Raw genomic sequence first — 15,216 nt, 5'->3', positions numbered from 1 at the left:
AAAACAAATCACAAAAACCCCGTCCACAAAACGGGGTAAAACCATTCAAAAACACCTATATAATCAACAAAGAACAAAACAAGTACAAAGCAAACAGGCAAAACCGTCGAAAGCCACGTTCCGCAAGTAAAAGGCGCGCACCGCCGGAGCCAGGTCAGCCCTCATGCATCAGAGCCTCCCGGTGGACCAGCACCGGGACAGACTTGGCGGCGGGGGTCTTGCTCTCCTCAGCATATTGCCAGAGCGGGATCAATGGATTGCACTCTGGATAATAGGCGGCAATGGTGCCTTCGGGGATGTCATAGTCGATCACCTGCAAGCCGCCGACACTCCGTGATACACCATCGTCCGTGGCAGCGGTCAGCCGGACCAGCTCGTTCTTGGCAATCTGGAACCGCATCCGGTCTTTGGGGTTCATCATCACGATCATGCGGGAGTGATGAATGCCACGCAGCCGGTCGGCATCGCCATAGATGGTGGTGTTGAACTGATCGTTCGAGCGGAGCGTGATCAGGCGCAAGACGCCGGGATCGCTGCCGCTATCAAAACTGGCGTGCAGAGCCGTGGGTGTCTTGAAATTTGCCTTGCCGGTGTCGGTCTCCCAGATGCGCTCGCGGGCGGCCACAGGGCGCGGGAAGCCCCCCGGCAGGTCAAGCCGGGCGTTGAAGCCGCGAAAATCATCGGGGAAGACCGCCTCAATCTCGTCGCGGATCAGCGCGTAATCCGCCACCCAGAGATCCCACGGCACCGAAGGGTTTTCCGGCAGGGCGGCTTTGGCAATTCCGGCCACGATCGCCGGTTCGGACAGCAGATGCGGGCTGGCCGGACGATACTTCCCGCGGGAGGCATGGATGCATGTGGTGGAATCCTCCATTGTGACAATCTGCGGGCCGGTGGCCTGTTCGTCGATCTCGGAGCGCACGAGGGTCGGCAGCAGATAGGTGGTGCGGGCGGTGATGAGATGCGTGCGGTTGAGCTTGGTGGCGATCTGCACCGAAAGATCGAGATCTCGCCATTTGCGTTCCATCAAGTCGCGCTCGGGGATGGCGCGGATGAAATTGCCGCCCAGCCCGACAAAGGCGCTGACCTTGCCGGCGGCGATGGCCTCGCAAGCCTCGACGGTGTTCATGCCGTCTTCGCGCGGCGGCGCGAAACCATAGCGTTCCGCCATCTTGTCCAGCGGCACGAGTTCGGTTTTTTCGGCAATACCCACCGTGCGCTGGCCCTGAACATTCGAATGCCCGCGCACCGGACAGATACCTGCTCCCGGCCGCCCCATATTGCCGCGCATCAGCAGCAGGTTGATCAGCATCTGCACGGTGCCGACGCCCAGCTTGTGCTGTGTCAGGCCCATGCCGTAGATCGCGATGACCGACTTCGCCTCGGCATAGGTCCTTGCGGCCGCCTGCAGCGCGTCGCGCGGCAACCCGCAGGCGGCTTCGATATCGGACCAAGTGGTGCCGCGCACCATCGCCTCAAATGCCTCAAACCCATGCGTATGGGCGGCGATGAATTTGTCGTCGAGAACGCGCGCTTCGCCTGCGGCCTGTGCAGCATCATCCCAGGCGAAGAGCGCCTTGGCCATGCCGGTCATCACCGCAATGTCGCTGCCGGCGCATGGCTGGTAATATTGTGTTGCGATCGGGGTGGCCTTGTTGGTCAGCATCTGGCCGGGCCGCTGCGGATTGACAAAGGCTTCCCAGCCGCGTTCGCGCAACGGATTGAACACGACGACGGGCACATCGCGTTCGCGCACCTCCTGCAGCGTGTGCAGCAGGCGCGGCGAATTGGTGCCTACATTCTGACCGAAGGACAGGATGCAGTCCGTTTCCTGAAAATCCTCGAGCAGGACCGTGCCAACCGGGGTGCCGATGCTTTGCGGCAGCGCCACCGAGGTGGTTTCATGGCACATGTTGGAACTGTCGGGCAGGTTGTTGTTGCCGTAAAGCCGGGCCAGCAACTGATACATATAGGATGTCTCGAGGGCGGCACGGCCCGAGGTGTAGAACACCACATCCTTGGGCGAATAGCGTTTCAAATGCGCGCCGATATCGTCGAAAGCTTCTGCCCAGGACACCTCGACATAGGTGTCGCTGCCGGCGTCATACCGCATCGGATGGGTCAGGCGCCCCTCGTTTTCGAGGTCATGGTCCGTCCAGTTGAGCAGGCCGGAGACTTTATGCTTCGCGAAAAACTCCGGCGTTGTGCGCTTTGCAGTCAGATCCCAGAACGTCGCTTTCGCCCCGTTCTCGCAGAATTCGGCCAGATGGGGTTTCCCGGGTTTAGCCCACGCGCAACTGGTACACATATAGCCGCCGGTCTTGTTGTGAGAGTGCATCAACCCGGCCCCGCTCGACACTGCGCCCTGCTGGACCGAATGTTTGAGCAATGACTTGAGCGATCCCCATCCGCCGGCTGGCTGGTGATAGGGTTTGTGGCTGGCTCGATCTGTCATGGCTCTCTCCGGCTTGAGTACTCTGTGTAAAGTCCCGGCTATCCCGGATGTTCCCGCCATGTGGCAGCAGCGGGCCAGGGACATTGACCGGGCTGCTGCGCGTTGCCGGACGGCTCTTAGCGGCTCAGATAGTAGCCGGCGACTGCGGCGAGGATGATCGCAGCGACAAGAAGGAGCTTGATCCTTCCCCGTCGCGGCCGGCCGTCAAGTTCATGCCGGCGTGCCGGCCCCTCTTTCAGCTCTTGCTTGCGTGCCATGGCGACCTGCTCTGCCGTTGGCGGGTTTCCGGCTGCTTCATCATCGGTTCCAAGCGGCGCTGCTGCGGGGTCAGGGAAAGACACTTTATCCGCAGTCTGACCGTGGTCGATCTCATCGCGGAGTTTTGCGGATGTCACTGGTTCTTTCATGGCTCCCTTCCTTCGTTTCCGGGATCAAACCTTTGATGCACGAACATGTTCCTGGCCGGGGGGGGTATCTGGAGCGATCTATCCCCTCACCGGACATGCCGGGAGCGAGGGACGCAGTGTTTACAAGGGACTGCCAGTCAGGCACCAACTCCTCTCCCCCCTTGAGGGGGAGATGCCCCCGGCAGGGGGCAGAGGGGGGGGGAACGGACTGTCCGTTTGTATGCGAGATGGTACCGAGCTGAAGCGCTGCCACCCCCCTCTGTCTGCTGGCGCAGACATCTCCCCCTCAAGGGGGAAGAGGGGCGCTGCGGCAAAACGAAGGCCCAATCCTCCTCCGTGCGTCCAAAGTAAACATTGCCTGCTTCCAAGGATGATGTCGCGTTGGCGAGCGCATCCAAATGGCGATGCGCCCGCCAGGGCCATGAGAGGCGGCCCGCTCATGACTGCATAGCGGAGATGGGATCGTTCAGATCCGGGCGCCGCCGGTCGCATCAATCATCTGGCCCGTCGTCCAGCGCGCGTCGTCCGATGCGAGGAAGGCGATGACGCCGGCAACGTCCTCCGGCTTGCCGACACGTGAGAAGACCGAGAGGGCTTCGGCGCCGGCGCGCGCTTCGGGCGATGCCAGCCACTCGGCATTCATGTCCGTTTCCGTCACGCCCGGCAGCACGGCATTGACCGTAATTCCCCGAGGGGCGAACTCAGGTGCCAGCGCCAGTGTCAATGTCTCCAGCGCTCCCTTGGAGGCCGCATAGGCCGGATGGGTCGGCGCTGCAATCCGGGTGAACCCGGTGGACACATTGATGATGCGGCCATTGTCACGAATATGATCGGCCACTGCCTGGATCAGGAAGAAGGGCGCCTTGTAATTGATGGTCATAACCTCGTCGAAGGCGGCTTCGCTCGTCTGCTTCAAGGGCAGGGCGGGCGCGATGCCGGCGTTGTTCACCAGAATGTCGAGAGTGGAGGAACCCGTCTCGGCACGTGCGGCCTCGCTGAACTGTGCCCAAAGGCTATCGGCCGCCTCCTTGCCCTCCCGCAAGTCAGCCTTGACACCAACCGCCTTCACCCCGAGCGCCTCGATGTCGCGAAGCGTGGCATTGGCCGCATCGGCATTTGCGGTATAGTGCAAGCCGATCAGAGCGGCGCCTTCCTTCGCGAAGGCAAGCGCAACCGCCCGGCCGATGCCGCGTGAACTTCCAGTGATGAGGGCTATCTTATTTTCAAGTCTCTTGGTCATGAATCGCTCCGCTGCTAAATTAAATAGCAGTCGCTACAATAATGGCGTGGCGACTCCTGTCAATAAATTAATAGGGATCACTATTTAATGTCGAATCCAGTTCGCAAACGGGGCAGACCGCGCGCGCTCGATCGCGACGTGGGCCTCGACATCGCGGCTCGCTTGTTCTGGGAGCGTGGCTATGAAGGGACCTCAACCGCCGATCTCACGAAGGCCATGGGGATCAATCCGCCGACACTTTACTCCATGTTCGGCTCAAAGGAGGCGTTGTACCGTCAGGCGCTGGAGTTCAGCATCGCCCGTGAAAGCAGCCGGCGGCTGGCGATCTTGGCGTCTCCTCTTCCAGCTTACGATGCCCTCAGGCTGTATCTCTATGATATCGCTGATGGAGACACCCAGCCCGGCAAGCCGCGAGGTTGCATGGTCTCGACGGCCGTTCTGCAGCATGCGGAAGAAAACGCATCCGTCGCGCAGATGACAGCGGCCTTGCGGGAAGCATCGATGCAGATCCTCAAAACCCGCTTTGACCGGGCCGTCGAGGAACGTGAGCTGCCTGTTGAAACCGACACCGATACGCTGGCGCGCTTTTATGGTGCGATTATCCAAGGCATGTCGGCACAGGCCTGCGATGGCGCTTGCAATGCCCGGCTGAAGCGGCTGATCGATCTCGCACTCACGGCCTGGCCGGGGAGCCGTGGCACCTGAAGAGGAGCCTGGCCCGAGATAACTGTCGAGTTCTATCGCGGCCGCGTGCCGCATCAAAGTCAGACCGATGTCTGGATCGAACTTTTTGATGACAATCCCGATGCTGCCCTGGCCAGCCTGGGAAGCCCGCGGCGTGATGAGCTAGAGCCGCTGACCGGTGTCTCAGGCCTCTGGACCTCGGATCCTGCGGGAACGGTCATCCTGCTGCGTAAAGACGGGACGCCTTGAGGCTCAGCGATCCGTCACGCGCGCAAAGCTCACGTGGAGCCCTATCCGCGCCACTGGTCCGGAATGGCTACCTTTTGCAAATGGCTGAGCAGATAGGCATGGGCGGAGGGGGCGGCGGCGATGAGGATGCCGGAGCGCTCATAGTGTTCGGGCCCTCTGCCCCACCAGTCGGTTACAATGCCGCCTGCCTCCTGAATGAGAAGGATGCCGGCGGCCGTATCAATGAAGCCGGTCTGCTCGAAATAGCCGCTGAAACGGCCACTGGCGACATAGGCGCAGCAGTTGGCCGCGCTGCCGATGACCCGTACAGCGCCAATTGGCGCGCGGATCGCATCGATCCGGTCATAGGCTCCGGGATAGAGGCTCAGGCCCGGTGCCGGAAGCCCCGTGCCGATGACCATCTGGCCGGTGTCCGCATTGTCGCGGATGGTGAGCTTCTCGCCATTGACGAAGGCGCCGCCGCCGAGGACGGACGTGAACATTTCACCGGTTACCGGATTGTAGACGAGACCGCACAGGGTTCTTGCGCCCTGCCGCAAGGCGATGGTGATTGTATAATCCATGCCATTGAGGAAGTTGGTCGTTCCATCGATCGGGTCCACCAGGAAGCGGCATGCCGTGCTGGCGCCTTCGACAGAGGGAAACTCCTCACCGGTGAAGCTCCAGTCCGGATAACGGCTCAACAGGTAATCGCGGATCAGGATCTCGGATTGCTCGTCGGCAATGCTGACGAAATCCCCTGGCCCCTTCACCCCGATGTGGAGTGTGCCGCGCTTGTGGAAATAGCCGAGGGTCAGATCTCCCGCGAGGCGCGCGGCTTCTTCCATGTCTGCGAGCACCTTGCCCGCCTCGATCGTCTGCAAGCCGGTACTCATGCCAGGGCCTCGTAAAGTTTTTCGGGGTCGTCCGTGGTGATCTGATCGGCATTCAATTCGATCAGACGGCGGGCCGCCGCGATTGTCTCTGCCTCGACCGTCCGGATCGTCCAGGCATCAACCTGGCGGCCGGCGGCTTGTACCGCCGCGATCAGATCCGCACCTGCGGCATCGGCTGCAAGCACCAGCTCATAGTCCAGATAGATCATCGCTGCATCCGGTGCTGCCTGAAGGGCGCGGGTGATGAAGCTCATGAAGTCCTGCACGCTCTTCAGGCCATCAAGCACACCGGGATAGGTCGGGTCGTAGCCGGTCTTCAGTCCCGGCGTCCGGGCGGCAAGCAGGGCAACGGCGCCGGCATCACCACCGGAGAGGATCAGCCGGGAGGCAACCGGTCCGGCTGCCTGCGCAAAATTCGCGGCGGTGCGCTCATCCAGGCAAGACAGGTCTTCCTTGAAATCGAGCTGCAGCAGGGCGTCAGGATGGGCGGGCGCGCGTGCCAGCAGGCCGCAGAGATCTTCGAGAAGCATCACGGTCTCGCCAATCGGCGCGCCATTATTTCCCCTGAGTTCCAGGCTGCGCAGGACTGCGGCACTGGTGTCACGCACCAGTCCGGTCCCCGTGGTGCTGCGTGCCAGATCCAGATCATGCAGGATCGCAAATCCGCGATCAGCATGCACGACGAGATCGACCTCGACGCTGGCGCCAAGCTGCATGGCTTCCATGATCCGCGATGCCGTGAACTCCGCATCCGTCCCCTTGCGGCGGGCCCTGTGCCATTTCAGCCGGGTGCGGTGGCCATTGGTGCCGATGTAAAGCGGGTCAGCCATGGGCCGTTGTCCTGTAGATCTGCCGTTCGTTGCGGAAGGCGGCAAAGGCCGAGGGCCTCAGGCCGACAGTCTGCCCTGCCGCGAAGTGATCGGGTGCTGGAACCATGGCTTTCAGCCGGGTGCTATCGGCAAGGACCAGATCGGCAAGGCCATGGGTGCCGAAATCAGTGATGCGATGGATCGTCGCCGGCCCATTCGCGTCTGCGGCAAGGCCAAGGGCTTCGGGCCGCACGGCGAGGGTCGCAGGACCGTCTGCCACCGGCAGCGGTACGCTGAGATCATCATGCATGAACTGGCCGTTGGCCACGACGCCCTCGATGAAATTCATGGAACCGATAAAGCCGGCGACAAATGGCGTCTGCGGGTTCCGGTAGACCACGTCCGGCCGGTCCGCCTGCTCGGTCCGGCCATTGCGCATCACGACAATCCGGTCGGCCATGGACAAGGCCTCGTCCTGCCCGTGAGTGACGAAAAGGGTGGTGATCTTCAGCCGCAGCTGAATATCGCGGACCTCCTCGCGCAGGTGTTCGCGCAGGTGCTGGTCGAGACTGGCGAAAGGCTCGTCGAGCAGCAGGATCTTGGGCTCCAGCACCAGGGAACGCGCCAGCGCGACACGCTGCTGCTGCCCGCCTGACAGCTGTGTGGTCATGCGCTTGCCATATCCGGCGAGACCCACCAGTTCGAGCACAGCCTCGACCCTGTCCCGGATTTCGGCCGCAGGCATATGCCGCAGCTTCAACCCGAAGGCCAGATTGTTGAAGACATTCATATGGGTCCAGAGCGCATGGCTTTGAAAAACCATCCCCGTGGGGCGCCGCTCGGGGGGAATCCGTGTCACGTCTTCACCGTCGATCGCAATCACGCCCGCGCTCGGCCGCTCAAATCCCCCAACCATGCGCAGCACTGTTGACTTGCCGGAACCGGAGGGCCCCAGCAGGCAGACCAGTTCGCCATCGGCGGCTTCAAGCGAGAAACCGTCCACGGCGGTGGTTCCGCCGGGGAAGACCTTGGAGATGCCGTTTATGCTGAGAACAGACATTGTTTTTTCCCGAAAGAACCGTTCAGCCGCCGAAGCCGCGGGCGAAGGAGGCGCCTCCGATCACCCGGCGGGCGAACATCAGGGCAATGAAGGACGGAACCCAGAGCATGACCGAGAGCACGGCGCCGAACTGGATCACCATCTGGTTGTTGATGAAGCTGATCATCAGCACCGGCATGGTGCGGATGCCGGGGGCGCCGATCAGCCAGGCGCCCTCGGTTTCATAAAAGGTGCTGACAAAGGTGAGGAGCAGGGCTGCTGCGATCGTCGGAGCGGCCTGGGGCAGGGTAACCGACCAGAACACCCGGAATGGCCCCGCGCCAACATCACGCGCCGCTTCCTCCATGCGGCGGTCCACCGCCTGGAAAGCCGCAACGGGAATCCAGATCATGAACATCAGCGTGTTGACGAGCTGGATCAGCGCCACGCCCCAGAAGGTTCCGATCAGGTCGAGCTGCAGGAAGATCGCCGCAATCGCGACCAGCAGGCCGAATTTTGGAAAGGCGTGGCCTGCGAGAAACGAGAAGAACAGGATGTTCCTCAGCGGAAAGCGCATGCGGGCAAAGGCATAGGCCGCGGGCAGGCAGATCACTGCCGATGCGAGTGTCACGACTGCCGAGAGCGTGAGGCTGAGCCGCAAGGCATTCCAGACATCGGAGCGGTTCAGCGTTTGCTCCCAGAAGCGCAGCCCGAATTGCTGAGGCATGACGCTCGGATAGCGCCAGACTTCGGTGAAGGCCCAGACACCGACGACGAGCAGCGGCAGGACAACGGCAATCGTCAGAAGGACGGCGAAGAGAAGGCCTGTTCCATCGAAGGGCGCACGCGGGGCGGTCAGCTTGCTCACGGCCGTCTCACTTTCCCTGGTTGCGGGCGACGGAGCGCACATAAAAGAGCCCGAAGACGAGGCAGATGCTGAATGTGATGACGGCCTGGGTAATGGCCGCTATCGGGTCATTCAGATCACGGAAGGTGCGCTGCATGAAGGGGCCCATCATTTCCGGGGACGCGGGCCCCAGAAGATAAGGCAGGGTGAAGGCGGAGAAGATGCCGAGGACTGCGAAGGAAAGAGCCACCAGAATGGAATTTCCGATCCGCGGCAGGATGATGTGCCAGAACACGCGCAGGCGGTTTGCCCCCACATCCCGGGCCGCTTCGATGGCCATGTTGCTGACGGACCCGAGCCCGGACAGAAGGATGAGCACGGTCAGGGGGATGTTGTCCCAGACGAGGCCGATGACCGGTCCCCATGGCGTCAGGTAGGGCGTGCGGATTTTCGGTAGTCCGGCACTGTTCAGCAGAAGATCCACCATGCCGTTGGGACCCAGAACACGGATGAAGGCATAGGCCAGGATGATCGATGGCACGAACATCGGCAGGATAGCGAGCGCCTGCACATAGGCGGCGGTCCGGCTGCTGGCGAAGCGAAGGTACAGGGCGATCGGCAGAGACACGGCGAGAAGCAGTGCCGCGCAGACGCCCGTGGTCCAGAGCGTCAGCGACAGGTTGTTGAGGCTGTAGGCATCGGAGAAGAAGAAGATGTAGCTCGACAGGTCAAAGCCCATCTGCCCATCGGCCTGCGGACGCCAGACGGTCCGCCAAAGGGCGCTGAAGATCGGCCAGATGACGAGCCAGCCTGCGAGGAACACAGGCACGGCGACGAGCAGGAGGCCGGCTGGCCCCCTGCTTGCCGGATGGATTTGCCGGACGGGCACGGTCTGTCCGCTCACTGCTGGCGGTTGATGTTCGGTGCCACGTTGCGGTACCAGCCGTCATTGACGGCGGTTTCCCAGGCGCCGGCCGGGAAGGTCGGGATGGAAGCCGGGATGATGTCTGCAAATTTTTCACGCAACTCAGGGGAAACATAATCCCAGCTGACACCGGGGAAGCCGCCGAGTTCGGTCAGGATGGCGCTCTGGATTTCTTCGGTCAGCACAAAATTGGCAAGCGCGAGGGCCGCATCGCGGTTGCGGCCATTGGCAAGCACCACGGCGCGCGAGAAGTTGCCGCACAGGGCCAGATCCTGCAGCTGCACGATGCCGGTCGTTTCCGGCAGCACGCCATTGTCAATGGCCTGCAGCACCTGGTCCGACCAGACCGGCGTCATGGTGACCACGCCCTGAGCCAGCAACTGGATCGACTGGGTGTTGCCCGAGGAATAGGCGCCGTTGTCATAGAGCGAGGGGGCAATGTCCGTGAGCAGGTCCCAGGCCTTGCCCAGAGCTTCGTTGCCGAAGGCTTCCGTGTAATTGTCCACCCGGAAAGCCTTGGGATCGAGGCCGTTGGCCTGGTGGATGGCGCGGCGGACAAAGTTGCCGCCGGAACCACCCTTGTCCGGACGGTTATAGACGAACTGGCCCGGATTGGCCTTGATCCAGGAAACCAGCGCATCCCAGGTCTTGGGAGCGTCAGCCGGGGACAGCTTGGCGGTGTCATAGGCAAGAAGAACCTGCGAGCCGCGATAGGGCAGGCTGTAATCGCTGTCGATCGCCAGCGGGTTCACCTTCGCATAGTTGGCCAGCCCTGCTTCCTTCATGTTGACATAGAGGCCGGCCTCGATCGCGCCAAGCGGAAGGCGCGGATCGGCATGCTCGAAGTAGTCAGCCTGCGGATCGGTCTGTGTCTGCATTGCCGCGATTGCGCGCTCGGCAATGGCCTGGATCCCCGAATTGTCGCCGGCATCGACGAGGTTCAGCTTCACACCCGCATGCGCGGCCTCGAAGGCCGGCTTCACAATGTTGGTCCAGAAATCGAGAATGTTGCTGTCGGCACCGGTGTACCAGTCGATCCGCCCTTCAGCGGCGAAGGACGGTTTCGGCAGCAGCATCATGCCGGCGGCGGAGCCAGCGGAAGAGATCAGAAAGGCGCGACGGTTCATTGTCTTCTCCAATGGCGGCCAGGCAGGAGCACCCGGCGCGTGCCGGCGGTCAAACAAACGAGAGGCGGCACAAGCGCCGTTTACGGCAGCCGGCCGGCGCTGCCGTTCGCTCTCCATGAGCCCCGCCCTTCCGGCCCGGAAAGGAGAAGCACCGGTTGCCATCAGAACGGGTTTCTGCATGGCAGGACACCTGACTGCACATGAGTGCAATATGTCCGGCTCCGGCGGTGACTGCCTATCGCGCCAACGCAACGCTTTCATGACAAGATGGCTTTGCACATGTGTGCAAAAATTGGTTCGTCCGCCGGTCTTTGACGGGAGTGGCGCGCCAGAAACGGGTCAAACCCGTGCAGCGCCTGAATAATTTCAGGGCGTGATGGGGCAGCGCTGTAAGGCTTGGTGTCCTGCGCGAAGCATGGAAATCCTGGTGTCAGGCTGGTTTCGCCCGCACGGAACGGCGCCAGACCGGGAGCGGTTCAAAGATGGCGGCCCCGGTATTTTGCCTGCCGGGCAATTCTTCAGGCAATGGCTCGGGCAAGGTCAGCAGATCCACCACATGGCCCGCCATGCGGTCGAGCGGCTGTTCAAAGGTCGTAAGCTGATAGGCTTCCCAGCCCGCCTGTTCGATATTGTCGAAGCCGATGACGCACAGGTCTTCCGGGATCTTCAATCCGAATTCCTGGCGGGCACCGTCCATGAAGCCGAGGGCGAGCAAATCCGTGACGCAGAAGACGCCATCGGGCGAGATGGAGCGGGCAAAGACACGGCGGGCCGCTTCATAGCCGGAACGGTAGCCTGTCGGGCCCGCCTCAAAGACGGTGACCTCGAGGTTGCAGGCAGAGGCGGCGGCGGTGAAACAGCGCTCACGGGCCAGCAGGCTTGGCGTGCGCGCCTGCGACGTCAGGAGGCCAATTCTCCGGCAGCCTGCGCGCCGGAGCAGGAAGAGGGCTTCTTTGGCTGCCATCCCATTGTCCACGCCGACATTCTGGGCGCCGTGCAAGCCATCGTCGCGGTTGATCAGCACGACCTGCTGGCCGTTGGCGAGCGCCGTATGGACCAGCGACGAAGAGGGGGTGCCGGACAGAACCACAGTCGCATCGGCTCTGTAATGCAGCGTCAGCTTCAGGGCGCGCCCGACGCTTTCCTCGTTGCTTTCCGTGTTGATCACCATGGTGATCTTGCCTGCGGCCTGAAGCTTGCGCGTCAGGCTTTCGAGCATTCCGGCGCGCACGGGCGTCGTCATGTCCGACACGATCAGGCAGACGATGTTGCTGCGCTCGCGCAGCTGCCGGGCCAGGTGATTGACGTGATAGCCAAGGGCTTCGGCGGCTTCCATCACCTTCCGGCGGGTTTCCTCTGAAACGCTGGCGCCGTCGGTGAAGGTGCGTGAGACCGCTGACCGCGACACCCCAGCCCGCTCGGCAACCATCTTTGCGCTGACAAAGACCTTCGGATTGACCTCGCGCATGGTTGCTCCCGCCCAGAAAATCACCGGTCCTTGCGCCAGGCAATCAAACCTGCGCGCGGCTGGACCTCCCGGCACCTGACCCAAAACCGGCGGTCTTTGCAAGTGCGATCAAGGGTGCCGGGATAAGCGCCGCAACCGTGTGACACGATTGCGGCGCAGCGTCTTGCGGGCGGCTTGCCCTCAGCTCCACTGCGAGGTGGCAGGCAGCCAGAAGACTTCGGAGGCGGAGTCTTCGGAATCGAGCCACAGGAACTCGCAGTCCGGATAATCCTCGTCGAGAATGTCGTGATCCTCGCCCATTTCGCAGAGCATGCCGCCTTCCGGGTTGAGGTGAGCGCGGCACTCTTCGATGATGCGGCGCACCAGATCGAGCCCGTCACCGCCGCCGCCGGCCAGCGCCATCTGCGGCTCGTGCAGGAATTCGCCGGGCAGCACCTCCATCACCTCCGGCCCCACATAGGGCGGGTTGGTGATGATGAGGTCATAGGTCTTGCCCTTGACGGGGGCAAAGAGGTCGCCCTGCAGCAGGGTGATGCGGTCCTCAAGCCCGTGATCGCGCACGTTTTCGGCTGCAAGGCTCAAGGCTTCCGGCGACAGATCCACCGCATCCACCGCGGCATTGGGGAAGGCATAGGCGGCAAAGATGGCGAGCGAGCCGCCGCCGGTGCAAAGATCCAGAACGGACGTCACCTCATAGGGATCGCCGATGAGGCTCTGGGCCGGCTCCGAGCCGTCGAACAGCGGCGAGCGCAGAAGTTCGGCGATATAGGAGCGCGGCACCAGCGCACGGGCGTCGGACCGGAACGGCAGGCCCAGCAGGTAGCTGCGGCCGGTGATATAGGCCGCCGGAAGGCGCTTTTCGATGCGCAGGGCCAGCCGCTCGCCCAGCAGCGTCTTTTCCCGTTCTGTCAGGCGAGCGTCCGCAAAGGCGTTGAAGTCGTCAACCGGCAGGTTGAGGCTTTCAAGGATCATGAACACCGCCTCATCCACCGCCGTTGCCGAGCCGTGACCATAATAGAGCCCCGCCTCCTGAAAGGCGCTGACGGCAAGCCTCAGTGCATCGCGCAGGGTGGCCATCCCTGCCATCTCACGGCGCAGGTCCGGCCTGGTCAGTTCGGCAAAGGGGGCATTCAGCGGGGTGTCTTCGGGCATCTGGATATCCTTGAAGTGAGGCGGGCCAGCACCGGGCGCTGGCTTTGCAAGACGTTGCCCTGCTCTAGCGCATTTCGGGGGTGAGGGTGAACCGGTTTCCGGTGGGGCTGTGTTTCCTTCCCTGCATCGGGAGTGAGGGACGCGCAAACACACATCATGTCATCCCGGTTTGGCGCGCAGCGGCAAGACCGGGATCTAATACGCCCTGCGCGAGCGAGGTAAGCACCGGGACTACTTGATCCCCGCCTGCGCGGGGATGAGAAGAAGAGAGGCTGCGGCAAAAGGCAATCCGCATCTCCACCCACCGCGCCGCCCCGGCTCGATGGCCGGGGTGACGGCCGAGGGGCCGTGGAGCTGCACGTACCTGACAGGTCCCGGCACACGGCCGGGGCGGCGCGAAGTGTGGGGCAAGGAAGTCCGGGAATCGATAAGAAATGAAATTTTTTCATTTTTAATTCCGCCACGGAATTCCTTCTTCTGCATCTCCCGCCCTTGATTGCCGCAAAAAACCGTTTAATCCTTTTGCATATTTCGCTGCTGGAGGGCGGTGGATGGGAGGGTGCTTTGTGCGCAGGTGAAAAATTATTTACGCCCGTGGAGGGCGACGCAACGGCTGCGCTGCAGGCGGCGATGGAGGCGGCTGCCGCAAATGGCGAGGCGCTGCGGCTGGCTGCAGGACGTTATGCTTGCGCCGGGTTGAAGCTGCCTTCGGGGCTTGATCTGCGTTTCAGCGCCGGGGCCGTGCTCGTCTTTGCCGAAAGCTACGAGGCCTATGCGGCCAATGAGGTTGGCATCGAGGCGGAGCAATCCAGCCGTGCCATGATCACGGCGAAGGATGCCACGGATATCTCCATCACCGGCCCCGGCCTCATCAGCGCGCCGGGGCCTGCCTATGTCACGGGCCGTCTGGAGGATATGGGTACGCTCATTCCTGCCGCCACCCGGCCACGGGTGATGGTGCTGGAGAACTGCAAGGGCGTGACGCTTGCAGATTTTTCCGTCGAAGCTTCACCCATGTGGACGCTGCATTTCGTCGAATGCGAGGGTCTGCGCATCTCGGGCCTGTCGGTCACCAATGATCTGGAAATGCCCAACACCGACGGCATGGTGCTGGATGCCTGCCGGGATGTGCGGGTCGAGCGCTGCCGCATTTCCACCGCTGACGATGGCATCGTGCTGAAGACCAGCGCCCGGCTGGACGGGGCACCCGCTGGTGCCTGCCGCGATATCGTGGTGGCCGATTGCGACATCGAAAGCCGCAGTTGCGCGCTGAAGCTGGGCACGGAAAGCCACGGCGATTTCGAGAACATCGAGTTCCGCGACTGCCGCATCCTCGGCTCCAACCGGGCGCTTGGCATCTTCTCGCGCGATGGCGGCAAGGTGCGCAACATTGCCTTCCGCCGCATTGGCCTGTCCTGCGAGGAAACGCCGGAAGGCTTCTGGGGCTCGGGCGAGGCGGTCACCATCACCGTGCTGGACCGCCGCCCTCTGGGCACGCCCGGCGGCAAGGCTGCGGGCGATGTGCGCGATGTGGTGTTCGAGGATATTTCCGGGCGTATGGAAGGGGCGGTGAACCTCATCGCCGACAAGCCCGGTGCCATCTCGGGTCTGCGGCTGTCGCGCATCCGTCTGGTGCAGGCTGATGGGGTTTGGCGCGGCCATTATTACGATGTGCGTCCGACCGCTGCCGATCTGGCCCCTTCGCCGGATGCTGCCGGGCGCGCCAATGCCTGGGTGAAGGGCGCCGATGGCAAGGTCATCGGCCTCGTGCCCTATCCGGGCGGCATGCCCGGTCTTTATGCCCACAACGTGGAAGGGCTGGTGCTGGAGGATGTGGTGATCGAGCGCCCCTTGCCGCTGCCGCAGGGATGGCATGCGCAGGAGCAGGTTGCCGTTTCGGATGTGCCCGCCGTCTGGTCTGTCTACGGTCTTTGAGGAA

General features: G+C 62.6%; 13 protein-coding genes. 2 read left to right on the top strand and 11 right to left on the bottom strand.

Features of this window, described 5'->3' with window-relative positions:
- Positions 1-154 precede the first annotated feature (154 nt).
- The 3 genes from IF10I1_RS01725 to IF10I1_RS01715 all read right to left on the bottom strand — a co-directional run bounded on the left by IF10I1_RS01725 (position 155) and on the right by IF10I1_RS01715 (position 4,102).
- Entirely contained in the window at positions 155-2,455 is a 2,301-nt protein-coding gene (locus tag IF10I1_RS01725) for an FdhF/YdeP family oxidoreductase (protein ID WP_186391640.1), read from the bottom strand.
- 116 nt (positions 2,456-2,571) lie between these two features.
- Positions 2,572-2,862 (bottom strand): hypothetical protein, encoded by a 291-nt coding sequence (locus tag IF10I1_RS01720; protein WP_050472285.1) that lies wholly within the window; start codon positions 2,860-2,862, stop codon positions 2,572-2,574.
- A gap of 466 nt (positions 2,863-3,328) precedes the next feature.
- Positions 3,329-4,102, bottom strand: coding sequence for an SDR family NAD(P)-dependent oxidoreductase (locus tag IF10I1_RS01715; RefSeq protein ID WP_123195253.1), 774 nt, complete (start codon positions 4,100-4,102; stop codon positions 3,329-3,331).
- Between the two features lie 87 nt (positions 4,103-4,189).
- Here IF10I1_RS01715 and IF10I1_RS01710 point away from each other — a divergent pair, with 87 nt between their 5' ends.
- Positions 4,190-4,807 (top strand): TetR/AcrR family transcriptional regulator, encoded by a 618-nt coding sequence (locus IF10I1_RS01710; protein ID WP_123195252.1) that lies wholly within the window; start codon positions 4,190-4,192, stop codon positions 4,805-4,807.
- A gap of 269 nt (positions 4,808-5,076) precedes the next feature.
- On the opposite strand, the gene IF10I1_RS01705 is transcribed toward IF10I1_RS01710, so the two are convergent.
- The 8 genes from IF10I1_RS01705 to prmB form a co-directional block, all read right to left on the bottom strand.
- Complete coding sequence (locus tag IF10I1_RS01705) at positions 5,077-5,910, bottom strand: inositol monophosphatase (RefSeq protein WP_244293664.1); 834 nt, start codon at positions 5,908-5,910, stop codon at positions 5,077-5,079.
- Complete coding sequence (locus tag IF10I1_RS01700; protein ID WP_058898659.1) at positions 5,907-6,740, bottom strand: glycerophosphodiester phosphodiesterase family protein; 834 nt, start codon at positions 6,738-6,740, stop codon at positions 5,907-5,909. Before IF10I1_RS01700 ends, IF10I1_RS01705 begins: the two co-directional genes overlap by 4 nt.
- Complete coding sequence (locus IF10I1_RS01695; protein WP_186415559.1) at positions 6,733-7,779, bottom strand: ABC transporter ATP-binding protein; 1,047 nt, start codon at positions 7,777-7,779, stop codon at positions 6,733-6,735. The genes IF10I1_RS01700 and IF10I1_RS01695 overlap by 8 nt, the downstream gene beginning before the upstream one ends.
- A gap of 22 nt (positions 7,780-7,801) precedes the next feature.
- A complete protein-coding gene (locus tag IF10I1_RS01690; RefSeq protein ID WP_244293662.1) occupies positions 7,802-8,668 on the bottom strand; it encodes an ABC transporter permease in 867 nt (288 codons plus the stop codon).
- Complete coding sequence (locus tag IF10I1_RS01685; protein ID WP_050472293.1) at positions 8,634-9,509, bottom strand: ABC transporter permease; 876 nt, start codon at positions 9,507-9,509, stop codon at positions 8,634-8,636. The genes IF10I1_RS01690 and IF10I1_RS01685 overlap by 35 nt, the downstream gene beginning before the upstream one ends.
- Entirely contained in the window at positions 9,506-10,657 is a 1,152-nt protein-coding gene (locus tag IF10I1_RS01680) for an extracellular solute-binding protein (protein ID WP_186424334.1), read from the bottom strand. Before IF10I1_RS01680 ends, IF10I1_RS01685 begins: the two co-directional genes overlap by 4 nt.
- Before the next feature lie 430 nt (positions 10,658-11,087).
- Positions 11,088-12,125: a substrate-binding domain-containing protein gene (locus tag IF10I1_RS01675; protein WP_122522230.1), complete on the bottom strand. Its 1,038-nt coding sequence runs from the start codon at positions 12,123-12,125 to the stop codon at positions 11,088-11,090.
- 180 nt (positions 12,126-12,305) lie between these two features.
- Complete coding sequence (gene prmB / locus IF10I1_RS01670) at positions 12,306-13,277, bottom strand: 50S ribosomal protein L3 N(5)-glutamine methyltransferase (RefSeq protein WP_186391646.1); 972 nt, start codon at positions 13,275-13,277, stop codon at positions 12,306-12,308.
- Between the two features lie 564 nt (positions 13,278-13,841).
- On the opposite strand from prmB, the gene IF10I1_RS01665 reads away from it, so the two are divergent.
- On the top strand, positions 13,842-15,212 hold the full coding sequence (locus IF10I1_RS01665; protein WP_186424333.1) for a glycoside hydrolase family 28 protein: 1,371 nt from the start codon (positions 13,842-13,844) through the stop codon (positions 15,210-15,212).
- The last annotated feature ends 4 nt before the right edge of the window (positions 15,213-15,216 follow it).

The organism is Pannonibacter sp. I15F10I1, assembly GCF_900185665.1.
Classification (GTDB): Bacteria; Pseudomonadota; Alphaproteobacteria; order Rhizobiales; family Stappiaceae; genus Pannonibacter; species Pannonibacter indicus.
Note: the sequence above shows the minus strand (reverse complement) of the source record. Positions and strands in the feature narration are given on the sequence as shown.

Excerpts from the sequence above, each read along its gene's own strand:
- IF10I1_RS01725 (WP_186391640.1), bottom strand. The coding sequence starts at position 2,455 with ATGACAGATCGAGCCAGCCACAAACCCTATCACCAGCCAGCCGGCGGA.
- IF10I1_RS01690 (WP_244293662.1), bottom strand. The coding sequence starts at position 8,668 with ATGTGCGCTCCGTCGCCCGCAACCAGGGAAAGTGAGACGGCCGTGAGC.
- IF10I1_RS01695 (WP_186415559.1), bottom strand. The coding sequence starts at position 7,779 with ATGTCTGTTCTCAGCATAAACGGCATCTCCAAGGTCTTCCCCGGCGGA.
- IF10I1_RS01720 (WP_050472285.1), bottom strand. The coding sequence starts at position 2,862 with ATGAAAGAACCAGTGACATCCGCAAAACTCCGCGATGAGATCGACCAC.
- IF10I1_RS01715 (WP_123195253.1), bottom strand. The coding sequence starts at position 4,102 with ATGACCAAGAGACTTGAAAATAAGATAGCCCTCATCACTGGAAGTTCA.
- IF10I1_RS01700 (WP_058898659.1), bottom strand. The coding sequence starts at position 6,740 with ATGGCTGACCCGCTTTACATCGGCACCAATGGCCACCGCACCCGGCTG.
- IF10I1_RS01675 (WP_122522230.1), bottom strand. The coding sequence starts at position 12,125 with ATGCGCGAGGTCAATCCGAAGGTCTTTGTCAGCGCAAAGATGGTTGCC.
- IF10I1_RS01680 (WP_186424334.1), bottom strand. The coding sequence starts at position 10,657 with ATGAACCGTCGCGCCTTTCTGATCTCTTCCGCTGGCTCCGCCGCCGGC.
- prmB (WP_186391646.1), bottom strand. The coding sequence starts at position 13,277 with ATGCCCGAAGACACCCCGCTGAATGCCCCCTTTGCCGAACTGACCAGG.
- IF10I1_RS01710 (WP_123195252.1), top strand. The coding sequence starts at position 4,190 with ATGTCGAATCCAGTTCGCAAACGGGGCAGACCGCGCGCGCTCGATCGC.
- IF10I1_RS01705 (WP_244293664.1), bottom strand. The coding sequence starts at position 5,910 with ATGAGTACCGGCTTGCAGACGATCGAGGCGGGCAAGGTGCTCGCAGAC.